Source organism: Streptomyces sp. DG1A-41, from assembly GCF_037055355.1.
Classification (GTDB): Bacteria; Actinomycetota; Actinomycetes; order Streptomycetales; family Streptomycetaceae; genus Streptomyces.
In genome coordinates this window covers 2310879-2322384 of the sequence record NZ_CP146350.1, presented here as the reverse complement: position 1 = coordinate 2322384, position 11506 = coordinate 2310879, and the positions used below count along the sequence as shown (strand labels likewise).

The 11506-nt window shown below is 72.4% G+C and carries 10 protein-coding genes and 1 pseudogene; 7 read left to right on the top strand and 4 right to left on the bottom strand.

Annotated features, from left to right (window positions below):
- Nucleotides 1–58: 58 nt before the first annotated feature.
- Both V8690_RS10880 and V8690_RS10875 read right to left on the bottom strand, forming a co-directional pair.
- The gene (locus tag V8690_RS10880; protein ID WP_274815696.1) at nt 59–340 is read right to left on the bottom strand and encodes an Lrp/AsnC ligand binding domain-containing protein; all 282 of its coding nucleotides are present in this window, start codon (nt 338–340) and stop codon (nt 59–61) included.
- Complete coding sequence (locus V8690_RS10875; protein ID WP_338777797.1) at nt 337–1089, bottom strand: rhomboid family intramembrane serine protease; 753 nt, start codon at nt 1087–1089, stop codon at nt 337–339. Before V8690_RS10875 ends, V8690_RS10880 begins: the two co-directional genes overlap by 4 nt.
- Before the next feature lie 159 nt (nt 1090–1248).
- On the opposite strand from V8690_RS10875, the gene V8690_RS10870 reads away from it, so the two are divergent.
- From V8690_RS10870 to V8690_RS10850, 5 genes are all read left to right on the top strand, one after another.
- Nucleotides 1249–1488 (top strand): hypothetical protein, encoded by a 240-nt coding sequence (locus V8690_RS10870; RefSeq protein ID WP_338777796.1) that lies wholly within the window; start codon nt 1249–1251, stop codon nt 1486–1488.
- Nucleotides 1489–1524: 36 nt separating this feature from the next.
- Nucleotides 1525–2874 carry an NYN domain-containing protein gene (locus V8690_RS10865; protein WP_338777794.1) on the top strand — a complete coding sequence of 450 codons (1350 nt, stop codon included), beginning with the start codon at nt 1525–1527 and terminating at the stop codon, nt 2872–2874.
- A 248-nt stretch (nt 2875–3122) separates the two neighbouring features.
- Nucleotides 3123–4163, top strand: coding sequence for an NlpC/P60 family protein (locus V8690_RS10860; RefSeq protein ID WP_338777792.1), 1041 nt, complete (start codon nt 3123–3125; stop codon nt 4161–4163).
- 230 nt (nt 4164–4393) lie between these two features.
- A complete protein-coding gene (locus tag V8690_RS10855) occupies nt 4394–5407 on the top strand; it encodes an NlpC/P60 family protein (RefSeq protein WP_338777790.1) in 1014 nt (337 codons plus the stop codon).
- A gap of 33 nt (nt 5408–5440) precedes the next feature.
- Nucleotides 5441–6625, top strand: coding sequence for a hypothetical protein (locus V8690_RS10850; RefSeq protein ID WP_338777788.1), 1185 nt, complete (start codon nt 5441–5443; stop codon nt 6623–6625).
- Nucleotides 6626–6991: 366 nt separating this feature from the next.
- Here the strand turns inward: V8690_RS10850 and V8690_RS10845 are convergent, their stop codons facing one another.
- Complete coding sequence (locus V8690_RS10845) at nt 6992–7522, bottom strand: PadR family transcriptional regulator (protein ID WP_338777786.1); 531 nt, start codon at nt 7520–7522, stop codon at nt 6992–6994.
- A 117-nt stretch (nt 7523–7639) separates the two neighbouring features.
- Between V8690_RS10845 and V8690_RS10840 the strand changes: the two genes are divergently transcribed.
- On the top strand, nt 7640–8962 hold the full coding sequence (locus V8690_RS10840) for an MATE family efflux transporter (protein ID WP_338777784.1): 1323 nt from the start codon (nt 7640–7642) through the stop codon (nt 8960–8962).
- Here the strand turns inward: V8690_RS10840 and V8690_RS10835 are convergent.
- Nucleotides 8923–10157: pseudogene (locus V8690_RS10835) on the bottom strand (glycosyltransferase family 87 protein). The gene V8690_RS10840 and the pseudogene V8690_RS10835 overlap by 40 nt on opposite strands.
- A 118-nt stretch (nt 10158–10275) precedes the next feature.
- On the opposite strand from V8690_RS10835, the gene V8690_RS10830 reads away from it, so the two are divergent.
- On the top strand, nt 10276–11418 hold the full coding sequence (locus tag V8690_RS10830) for a glycosyltransferase family 4 protein (protein ID WP_338777782.1): 1143 nt from the start codon (nt 10276–10278) through the stop codon (nt 11416–11418).
- Nucleotides 11419–11506: the final 88 nt, after the last annotated feature.

The window sequence follows — 11506 nt, the reverse complement described above, 5'->3', positions numbered from 1 at the left end:
AATCCCGGATGAAGAACTCTTCATCCGGGGTCCCGGGTCCGTGATCAGGGGCGGTTCCTCAGTTGTCCAGCCCGATCGAGAACGCCGCCTCCAGGTCGTGCTGCGAGTAGGTACGGAACGCCACGTGCGTGTCGGTCCCCTCCACGCCGGGGATCTTGCTGATCCGGCCGGGGATGACCTCCGCCAGGTCCTCGTGCTCCTTCACCCGGACCATCGCGATGAGGTCGTAGGTGCCGGTGACGGAGAAGACCTCGCTGACGTTGTCCAGCGCGGCGATCGACTCCGCGATCTCGGGGATCCGGTCCACGCTGGTCTTGATGAGGACGATCGCGGTGATCACGGCTGGTTCTCTCCCTCGGGGGCCGGAGCAGGGGCGGCCTTCACTCTAGTAGGGCTGGTGGGACGGCCGTAGCGGACCGACGCATAGCCGAAGCCGAGCCCGAATCCGATCAGGTGGGCGAGGTAGGCCACGCCCGGCCCGTCCGAGGCCCGCCCCGCCGCCAGCCACTGGAGCGCCGCCCAGAACGGCAGCACGACCCAGGCCGGGAAGCGCACCGGCAGGAAGAAGAGGAACGGCAGGAGACTGGTCACCCTGGCCCGGGGGAACAGATACAGGAACGCACCGAGGACCGCCGAGATCGCCCCCGAGGCACCGACCAGGGACTGCTCGGAGTCCGCGTTGGCTGCGGCGTAGCCCAGCAGGGCCAGATAGCCGCAGCCGACGTAGAACAGGGTGAACTGCACCCGGCCCATCCGCTCCTCGGTCATCGCCCCGAAGACGTAGAGGAAGAGCATGTTGCCGAGCAGGTGCACCCAGCTGCCGTGGACGAAGAGGGCCGTCGCGGGGGTGAGGGCCGATCCGGCGGACCCCTCGAAAAGTTCTGCGGGGATCACGCCCCAGCGCCGGAAATAGGCCCGTTGCGCGGCGAGCAGGTCGTCGCCCGTGCCGTAGGCCGGACTGAGGCCCGAGGCGGGGCCGGCGAGGAAGACCGCGCAGCACAGAGCGATCAGTGAGTACGTCACCGGCGCCGACGACCCCCGGACCGATCTGCCGGCCCGGACGATCGGCGCACTCCACTTGCTGATCATGAACACAGAGCATGACGTAACCGGACGCAACCGCACAGACCGCCTCGCCGCCGTGGGCGCGCGGGCGGCGAGGACTCGCCAGGCCGTAGGGTTACGAGCCACACGCACCGGGGATGCCGGTGGCGTCACGGACACTAGAAGGAAAGAGAACAGGCCACGATGACGGTTCCCCTGCCGACCGCCTCGACGCGGTGGCGCTGCTCCCTCTGCGGCAACCTCACGAGGTTCGACGTGACCCGCTCGTCGAAGGTCGTCGAGTACGTCCACCTCGACCTGGCCGGAGAGCCGAAGGTCGAGGAGCGCGAGGTGCTCAGTGAGACCATCGAGTCGGTGCGCTGCCGGTGGTGCAACGCGGTGGACCAGGTGGAACTCGTGGACAGGCCGGGTGCCGGCTCCTGAGGGGAGCGGGACCCGCACAGCATTGGGGTGTGACGGATGGCGGAGACCACGGGCGGGGGGCCGGGCGACGGCGCCGCCGAGGTGCTCGACCGTCCGCTGCCCGACGGCGTGCGCCGCAGGGTCGTCCAGATCGTCTCCGACGGCTTCGGTTCGCTGACGGTCGGCGAGCTGCCGGCGCAGCTCAGGCAGTACGCCCGGTTCGCCCCGAATCGCCGGGCCAAGTTCGCCGGCAACGCCATGGCCGCGGCGCTGGAGACCGACCCGCTGTTCCGCCAGCGCATCGGGGAGAAGCTCAGAGAGGCCCAGTCGGAACTGACCGGCGCCCTCGACTCAGGCTCCCCGCCCCCGGCCGCGGACCCGCTCGACGTGGCGGCCGCGGCCTACGTACTGCGGCCGCCCGGCTGGGTGAAGCTCGTGACCGCCGCCGGCGAGGAGGCCCAGCGGGCCGACGCCGAGCGGGCCGACGAGGAGAACCGCGCCGAGCTGGAGCGGCTGCGCGCCGAGCTGGCCCGGGCCCGTGATCACACCAGGGCCGAGACGGAGCGGCTGCGCACGGAGCTGGAATCGGCCAAGAAGGAAGCCGAGTCGTTGCACCGCAAGCTCCGCGCCGCCCTCAGCGACGTCAAGCGCGGCGAGGCCGCCCTGCGCAAGGCGCACGGTGAGATCGAGGCCGTCCGCGCCGAGGGGCAGGCCCAGGTGTCCGCCGCCGAGAGCGAGACCCGGCGGCTCAAGGCCCGGCTGGGCGAGACCGAGGCCGCCCTGGAGGCGGCGCGCCGGGCGGCGCGCGAGGGCCGCAGCGTCGAGGACATGCGGGTGCGGCTGCTGCTGGACACCCTGCTGGACGCCACGCAGGGGCTTCGGCGCGAGCTGGCCCTGCCGCCGGTGTCGGTGCGGCCCGCCGAGACCGTGGACGCCGTCGAGCCGGGCCGGATGAGCCCCAAGGACATCGCCGCCCGCGCCCTGTCCGAGAACGACCCGCAGGTCCTGGACCAGCTGCTGGCGCTGCCGCAGGCCCACCTGGTCGTCGACGGCTACAACGTCACCAAGACCGGCTATCCGCAGATGCCGCTGGAGAAGCAGCGCCTGAGGCTGCTGGGGCAGCTCTCGCAGCTGGCGGCGCAGAGCGGCGCCGAGGTGACGTGCGTCTTCGACGGGGCCGAACTGGCCGCGCCGGTACTGCTCGCGCCTCCGCGCGGGGTACGGGTGCTGTTCTCGAAGCCGGGCGTCACCGCCGACGAGCTGATCCGCCAGCTGGTGCGCGCCGAACCGCCCGGCCGGCCGGTCATCGTGGCCTCCACCGACCGCGAGGTCGCCGACGGTGTGGCCCGCGCGGGCGCCCGGCCCGTGGCCTCGGCGATGCTGCTGAAGCGCCTTTCGCGAGCTTAGGGACCGTACGGGCGATGCGTAACGTCCGGGCGCGATGCCCGAATTGATGGGACATATGTGCCACGTTGCGTCAAGTGTGCCTTACTGCCTGTGAGTCGAGGGGAAAAGTTGGCCTACCGTGACGCGATTTTTCATCTGAGGATTTGAACTGATCACAGGAAGGTCACTAGGGTCAGGCCCCGAACCTCCGCTCGGGTGATCGCTCACTGGGAGCGACGGCGGAGGGGCCGAGAAGGAGCTTCTCACCCGTGGCGTCCCACCGTCGTCCCAAGCAGCCGAGCCGCGCACGTGTGACCGTGTTGACCACCGCCGCTGCCGCTGCCGTCGCCTTCAGCTCGCAGGCCGCCAACGCCGCCCCCAGCGAGAAGCCGAGCAAGGACGAGGTCAAGGCCAAGGTCGACAAGCTCTACGAAGAGGCGGAGCAGGCCACCGAGAAGTACAACGGGGCCAAGGAGAAGCAGGAGAAGCTCCAGAAGGAGATCTCCACCATCCAGGACAACGTCGCCCGCGGCCAGGAGGAGCTCAACGAGCTGCGCGACAGCCTGGGTCTCGCGGCCGCGTCGCAGTACCGGACCGGCTCCATCGACCCCTCCGTCCAGCTCTTCCTCTCCGCGAACCCGGACGACTACCTCGACAAGGCCTCCACGCTCGACCAGTTGAGCAGCCAGCAGGTCGAGGCGCTGAAGAAGGTCCAGGAGAAGCAGCGCGAACTCGCCCAGGAGCGCGCCGAGGCCTCCGAGAAGCTCAAGGACCTCGCCTCCACCCGCGCCGAACTCGGCAAGAAGAAGAAGGAAGTCCAGGGCAAGCTCGCCTCCGCGCAGAAGCTGCTCAACAGCCTCACCGCCGCCGAGAAGGCGGCACTCGCCGCCGAGCAGAGCCGCGCCAGCCGGGCCAGCGAGCGCGACGCCCTCACCGCCGACGTCCCGCCCAGCTCGGGCCGGGCCGCCGCGGCCTTCGCCTTCGCCCAGAGCCAGCTCGGCAAGCCCTACGTCTACGGCGCCACCGGCATGAGCTCCTACGACTGCTCCGGCCTCACCTCCCGGGCCTACGCCGCGGCCGGCGTGCAGATCCCGCGTACCTCGGAGGCGCAGTCCCAGATCGGCACCAAGATCTACTCGGTCAGCCAGCTCAAGGTCGGCGACCTGGTCTTCTTCTTCAACGACCTGCACCACGTCGGCCTCTACGCCGGCAACGGGCAGATCATCCACGCCCCGCGCACCGGCACGGTCGTCCGCTACGAGTCGATGGACACCATCGGCGGCCCGTTCATGTTCGGCGTCCGCGTCTGACGTTCCGCACCGCGACCCCCAACAGCCCCCGGCGTCTTCAAGATCAGGACACCGTGTCCGCCGTTCGGGCGAATCGCGACAGCCTCGACTGAGCCCACGCCCCGCCAGTGACCTGCGTCAGTGGCGGGGCGTCGTGCCGCATACACACGGATGGTCGTTGGCGGCTCCCTGTCGCGGGGCTACTGTCTGCCGCGTTTCCTAGTCCGCCAGCGGAAGGAGAGCGGCTTCCCGTGGGGTCCCATCGCCGCCTTGCACCGTCCGGGTTCGACCGGGGCGCCAGTGTCGCGGTCAGCTTCCTTTCCGTCACGGCCGCCGCCCTGGGCGCGGTACCGGCCGTGGCCGCACCGTACGACGACACCCGGGCCAAGGTGTACCGCCTCTACGCGCAGGCCGAGAAGGCGACCGAGGCCTACAACGAGGCCGACGAGCGCGCCGACGAGCTGCGTGACGAGGTCGGCATCGCCCGGGAGCGGGTCGCCCGGCAGCAGCAGCGCATCAACTCCATGCGGGAGTCGCTCGGTTCGCTCGCCGGCGCCCAGTACCGGTCGGGCGGCATCGATCCGTCCCTCGCCCTGCTGTTCTCCGACGACCCGGACGACTACCTCGACAAGGCCTCCCGGCTGGACCGCATCACGGGCCACCAGGCCGGTGAGCTGAAGGAGCTTCAGGAGGCCATGCGCGAACTCGCCCAGGACCGCGAGGAGGCCGCGGGCAAGCTCCGCGAACTGGAGGAGAGCCGCAAGGCCGTCGCCGCCCACAAGAAGGCCGTCGAGCGGAAGCTCGCGACAGCCCGGCGGCTGCTCAACTCCCTTCCGGACACCGAGCGCGACGCCTACGACCGGGCCTCCCGCTCCGGCCGCGACGGCATCCTCGACCTCGGCAGCGCCACCGCCGCCTCGGGACGCGGAGCCGCCGCCGTCGCCGCCGCCCGCAGCGCGCTCGGCAAGCCCTACATCTGGGGCGCCAACGGCCCCTCCGGCTTCGACTGCTCGGGCCTGATGCAGTGGGCGTACGCGCAGGCCGGAGTCTCCCTGCCGCGCACCTCGCAGGCCCAGCGGTACGCCGGCCGGCAGGTCCCGCTGTCCGAGGCGCGCCCCGGTGACCTGGTCGTCTACCGGTCCGACGCCAGCCATGTCGGGATGTACATGGGCAACGGCCAGGTCATCCACGCGCCCTACCCCGGCGCACCCGTGCGCTACGACCCGGTCGGGATGATGCCGGTCTCGTCGGTCACGAGGGTCTGACCGGCAAGGCCCGGCGCCCGTACGATCGGGGGCGTGGCTGGTCGAAGGTCGGGGTCCCCGGTGGTGGCGCTCGTTCTGCTGCTCGTCTTCCTGACCGGATGCGGGGGCCCGCCCGCCGCCGACAGCGCCACGGCCGACGTCCAGCGGCTCCTCGACCGGCGGGCCGCCGCGGTCCTCGACCACGACGAGCGGGCCTACGCGCGCACGGGCACGGGGGCGGACTTCGCCCAGCTGCGCGCGCTGCCCCTGGCCGACTGGTCGTACCGCGTGACCGGCCTGCACCGCACCGGCGACACGGCCACCGCCGACGCCGAACTGCGTTACCGCGTCGCGGGGTACGACCGGGCCCCGGTGACCGCGGGCCGCACCCTGCGGCTCAGCCGCGACACGGACGGGCAGTGGTCCGTCGACGCCGACCGGCCCGCGAGGAAGTCCGCCCAGCAACTGTGGGACCAGGGGGTCGTGCAGGTCGTCCGGGGCGAGCGCAGCCTCGTTCTCGGCGTCGGGCAGTCCGGCCGGTCGCTGCGCGGCTTCGCGGAGCTGGCCGACCGTGCGGTGCCCGCCGTCTCGGAGGCGTGGGGCACCAACTGGGGCCGGCGCGTCGTCCTGCTCGTACCGAAGTCACTGGAGGGGATGGCGGCGCTGCTCGGCTCGCCGGCCTCCTCCTACCGCGGGATCGCGGCGGTCACCACCGGCGAGACGGGAGTACCGGCGCGAGCGAGCGCGGACCGCATCATCGTCAACCCGGACGCGTTCGCGCTCCTCGGCACCGTCGGCGAGCAGGTCGTCGTCACCCACGAGACCACCCATGTCGCCACCCGCGCCCACACCACCCCCGCCACCCCGCTCTGGCTGTCCGAGGGCTACGCCGACTGGGTCGGCTACCGGGCCGCCGGCCGCACCCCGCCCGAGGCCGCCCCCGAACTGTCCCGCGCGGTGACCCAGGGCCAGATCCCGTCCGCCCTCCCGGACGACGGGGACTTCGGCTTCACCGGCGACGCGAGCCGCCTGGCCCGGGCCTACGAGAGCGGCTGGACGGCGTGCCGGCTGATCGCCGACCGCTGGGGCGAGTCCCGGCTGGGCGAGTTCTACCGGGCCGTCGGGGAGCACCGGAAGCGGGCCGGGGCGGTGGAGGAGGCGATGCGCGAGGTGCTGGGGACGACACCGGAGGCCTTCACGGAGGAGTGGCGGGAGTACCTGCGGGCTGAGCTGGGCTGAGCTGCGTTGATCGGGCTGCGTGGGGCGGCCCGCGGGCTCGTCTCGGCCGTCGGTGCCGTGGCCGGCCGGACCGCGGTGGGCCCGGCTCGGCTGATCTTGGCTGGCCGGCCCCGGCCGCCGCGGGTCTGGTTGGTCGGGGTGTGGTGGGGCGGGATCGCGGTAGGCCGGGCTGGCTGATCGGAGCGTGGTGGCTCGGGCGGTCGGGGTGTGACTGGGCCGGATCGCGATAGGCTCGGCCCGGCTGATCGGGGTGTGGTGGTTCTGGCCGTCGTAGGTCCGGCTGGGCTGATCGGGGTGTGGCGGTCCCGGCCGTCGTAGGTCCGGCTCGGGTGGTCTGGCTCTGGCCGGACCTGACCGCCCGCGGCCTCAATCCGGCTGTTCGAGCAGTGCGATGGCTTCCCGCAGCCAGGCCCGTTCCGCCTCGCCCGTCGCGCGGGCGACCCGGAGCATGCCCTGGCGGAACAGGTCGTCCGTCTCCTCGGCGCGGACCGGCTTGCCGGACTCGTAGAAGAAACTCGTCGGGGTCTCAAGGAAGTCCAGCCGGCGGCGCAGCACCGCGGCCTGCTCGTGCCGGTCGGGCAGGTGGCGCAGGAACGCCAGGACCGTGTTGAAGCGGACGTGGTCGGTGATCTCGGTCTGCTTCGGACGGCGCAGCCGCTCCAGCAGTTCCTCGCGGCCGTTGGCGGTGAGGGCGAGGATCCGGCGGGGGGCCGCGCTCGCGCCCGGCTCGGTGCGCTGGTCGAGCAGGCCCGCCCCGACCAGGCGCGTGATCGCCGGATAGAGCGCGCCGTCGCTCACCGGCCGGACATGGCCGGTCAGCGCCTTGATCCGCTCCTTGAGCTCATAGCCGTGCAGCGGCTCCTCGGCCAGGAAGCCCAGGATCGACAGCTCCAGCATGATCCTGCCCTCCTTGCGGGTGAGTAGAACCCCATGCTACCTCTTAACGAGCTACCTCGAATCGAGTTAGCTCGCATCGAGGTTCACCAGGATCCAGGGGGACAGGGGACAGCCACCGTGAACGCCCACCGCACGCAACTCCTCCAGCTCGCCCGCCCCGTCTACTTCTCGCTCCTGGCGTCCGTCGCCGCCGGGATCATCAACACCGTCTGGGTCGCCCGGCTGGGCGGTCCGGCCGTGGCCGCCGTGGCCGTGGCGACCACCACGGAGAACGTGCTGCTCGGCATCGCCCTGGTCTTCGGCTCCGGCACGACCGTGTTGGTCGCACACGCCCGGGGCGCCCGCGACCCCGCCGCCGTACGGGCGGCCGTGCGCGGCGGCTGGGTGCTGTGGGCGCTGGTGACGCCGCTGGTGGTGGCGGGTGGCCTCCTGGGACGCGAACCGCTGGCCCGGCTGGTGCTGGGCGGGGCCGACGGTGCCGCCCTCCCGCTCGCCGTCGCCTACTTCACGCTCTCCATGCCCGGCATGGCCGTCTTCTTCGCCCAGCAACTCGTCGACGGCATCCTCAAGGGCACCGGTGACACCAGAACCCCGATGCGGCTCGCCCTGCTGTCCAACGGCCTGATCCTGGCCCTCGACCCGTTCTTCATCCACCTCTGCGGCGTCCAGGGCGCCGCCGCCTCCACGGTGCTGTGCCGGTCCGTGGCGCTCGGGGCCGGGCTCGTCGCGGTCCGGCGCACCGCACTGCTGCGGAGAGCCCGCGGCGCGGCACCGGCCGAGTCCCTGGTCGTCTCCCTGCGCCGGACCCTGACGACCGGCCTGCCCATGTCCGCCGACTTCACCGTGCGGCAGACGGGCGCCCTGGTCCTGGTCGCGATCGTGGCGCGGCTCGGCGTGACGGCGGTGGCCGCGTACTCGATCGCCTACAAGGTCATGTACGTGGCGACCATGGCCTTCTACGCCGTCCGCCAGGCCGCGTCCATCCACACCGCGCACACGCGCGGCGAGGGAAGGGACGTGCGGCGGGAGATCGGGCGGCAGGCCGTGCTGGTCTCCGCAGCAATAGGCCTCACCGCGACCGTACTGCTGGCCGTCACCGCCCCGTGGCTCATGGCCGCCTTCGGCGCCGGACCCGCAGTCGCGCGCGAGGGCGTGCTGTTCCTGCGCTGCGTCGGGCCTTACCTGCTGCTGATGGCCTGCCTCATCGCGCTCGGCGGGGTCTTCGAGGGCAGCGGGGACGCCCCGAAGCTGCTGCGCGTGACGGTGCTCGGGACGGCGGTCCAGCTGGCGCTCGCGTGCGGCCTGACGGGGCTCGGGCTGCCCGGTGTGTGCCTCGCGCTGGCGGTGGCGACGGCGGTGCAGTGTGTGCTGGCGGGCGGGTTGTTCCGGCAGGGCTCGGCTCAGGTGGAGACCGGGGTCTCGTCGGTGCGGGTGGGCTGAGCGGGCAGGGGAGCGGGGGGCGTGCGCGGCACCGTCGCCCGCCACAGGGCACGGGCCGCGAGCAGCGTGGCGGCCACCAGGAGGCCGTTGCGCAGGAACAGCAGGGTCAGTCCGAGGCCGTCGCTGGCCACCACGTTGGCGAAGTAGAACGGGAACTCCAGCACCGTCACGAAACACGCCACCAGGACGAGCCCGACCGGCAGCCGCATCCGGCTCCCGGGGAAGTACAGGCAGACCGCGGCCAGCCCGACCAGCCACACCATGTACTGCGGGCTGATCACCCGGCTGGTGGTGGTGAACATCAGCACCGCCACGAAGGCCGCGTCGGCGACCGTGTGCTCCTCGAAGTGCCGGGCCAGCAGCCGCCACAGCACCAGCCAGCCGAAGGCCGCCCCCGTCAGGAACAGCGCGCCCGTGCTCACCTCGCTCACGTACGGCCCGAGGAACTCGATCGAGCCGTAGTTCAGCCGCACCTCGCCCTGCCAGCCGAAGTGCCGGGCGACATGGAAGACCAGCGCCCCCAGCGACTCCACCTCGGTGCCCCGGTCGCGCTGGAAGGTCAGGAAGGCGAACGCCCCCGGCATGGCCAGGGCGAACACGCCCGTCACCGCGATGCCGGTCACCAGGGCCGACACCCAGGAGGCGGGTCGGCGCGCGGCCAGGAGGAGCATCGCCGGCCAGACCTTCAGCAGCGCGCCGAACGCGGCCAGCGCCCCCATCACCCTGGGGTACCGGGCCCCCGCGAGCAGCGCCGCGACGGCCACCGCGGTGACCATCACGTCGTAGCGTGCGTACACCGTCGGGCCGAGCAGCGGCACGCCCGCCACCCACACCCAGGCGCCGCGCAGCGACCTGCCGGGCGCCGGCCCGCGTACGCCAGCAGGGCCAGGACGGCCAGGTCGGTGACGCAGACCAGCACGTAGAACGCGGTCGCGTAGGGCAGGAAGGGCAGCAGGCCGGGGGAGAGGATCGCCAGGGCGGCGGCGGGCGGGTACTGCCAGGTGACGTCGTCCTGAGGGAACGTTCCGCTGCGCAGGACGTCGTACCAGCCCTGGTAGATCACGGACACGTCGCTCGTCACGTCCGGGCCCGGGAAGACGTACACCTTCAGCACGAACAGCAGCAGCACCAGCCTCGTGAGACACCAGGCCACCAGCAGACATGCCAGGGACCGCCTCGCGCCCGTCGTCCTCACCTGATCCCTGCCCGTCCGCGTGCCGTGTCGAGGAGGCCATGATGTCCCCGACAGCTGTGAGCGTGCCACACGTGCCGGCGCGTACGGCCGTGAGGGGCGGTTCGGTAGGGTCGGCGGCGTGCGCAAGACCCTGATCGTGACCAACGACTTCCCGCCCCGGCCGGGCGGCATCCAGGCGTTTCTGCACAACATGGCGCTGCGGCTGGACCCGCAGCGGCTGGTCGTCTACGCGTCGACCTGGAAGCGGAGCCGGGAGGGCGTGGCGGCGACCGCCGCCTTCGACGCCGAGCAGCCCTTCACCGTCGTACGGGACCGTACGACCATGCTGCTGCCGACTCCGGGTGTCACCCGGCGGGCCGTCGGGCTGCTGCGGGAGCACGGGTGCACGTCGGTGTGGTTCGGGGCGGCGGCCCCCCTCGGCCTGATGGCGCCGGCGCTGCGGAGCGCGGGTGCCGAACGGCTGGTGGCCACCACGCACGGGCACGAGGCCGGCTGGGCGCAACTGCCCGCCGCCCGGCAGCTGCTGCGCCGGATCGGCGACTCCACGGACACGATCACCTACCTCGGCGAGTACACGCGCTCCCGGATCGCCGGCGCGCTGAGCCCGCAGGCGGCCGCGCGGATGGCGCAGCTGCCGCCGGGCGTCGACGAGAAGACCTTCCACCCCGGATCGGGCGGCGACGAGATCCGGGCGAGGCTCGGCCTGACGGACCGCCCCGTGGTGGTGTGCGTCTCCCGGCTGGTGCGGCGCAAGGGCCAGGACATCCTGATCCAGGCCATGCCCCGGATCCTGGCGGCCGAGCCGGACGCCGTGCTGCTGATCGTCGGGGGCGGGCCGTACGAGCGGGACCTGCGGCGGCTGGCCCACGACACGGGTGTCGCCGCCTCCGTCCGCTTCACCGGCCCGGTGCCCTGGGCCGAGCTGCCCGCCCACTACGGCGCCGGCGACGTCTTCGCCATGCCCTGCCGGACCCGCCGCGGCGGCCTGGACGTCGAGGGCCTCGGCATCGTCTACCTGGAGGCCTCCGCGACGGGCCTTCCGGTCGTCGCCGGCGACTCGGGCGGCGCGCCGGACGCGGTCCTGGACGGCGAGACGGGCTGGGTGGTCCGGGGCGGCTCCCCGGCGGAAGCGGCCGACCGCGTGGTCACGCTCCTCGCGGACGCCGAACTGCGCCGCAGGATGGGGGAGCGGGGGCGCGAGTGGGTGGAGGAGAAGTGGCGCTGGGACCTGCTGGCGGACAAGCTGAAAGCTTTGCTGTGAGCGAGGTTCCCGCACTCTAGGCGGAACGTAAAAATCCGCACATGCTGCGCGCATGACAGTGAAACTGATGCAGCGTCAGCTGACAAGG

What these genes read in the sequence shown, in the direction of transcription:
- V8690_RS10845 (WP_338777786.1), bottom strand. Translation starts at nt 7,522, where the DNA reads ATGCTGGAGCTGTCGATCCTGGGCTTCCTGGCCGAGGAGCCGCTGCAC.
- V8690_RS10865 (WP_338777794.1), top strand. Translation starts at nt 1,525, where the DNA reads ATGGCGGAGACCACGGGCGGGGGGCCGGGCGACGGCGCCGCCGAGGTG.
- V8690_RS10875 (WP_338777797.1), bottom strand. Translation starts at nt 1,089, where the DNA reads ATGATCAGCAAGTGGAGTGCGCCGATCGTCCGGGCCGGCAGATCGGTC.
- V8690_RS10870 (WP_338777796.1), top strand. Translation starts at nt 1,249, where the DNA reads ATGACGGTTCCCCTGCCGACCGCCTCGACGCGGTGGCGCTGCTCCCTC.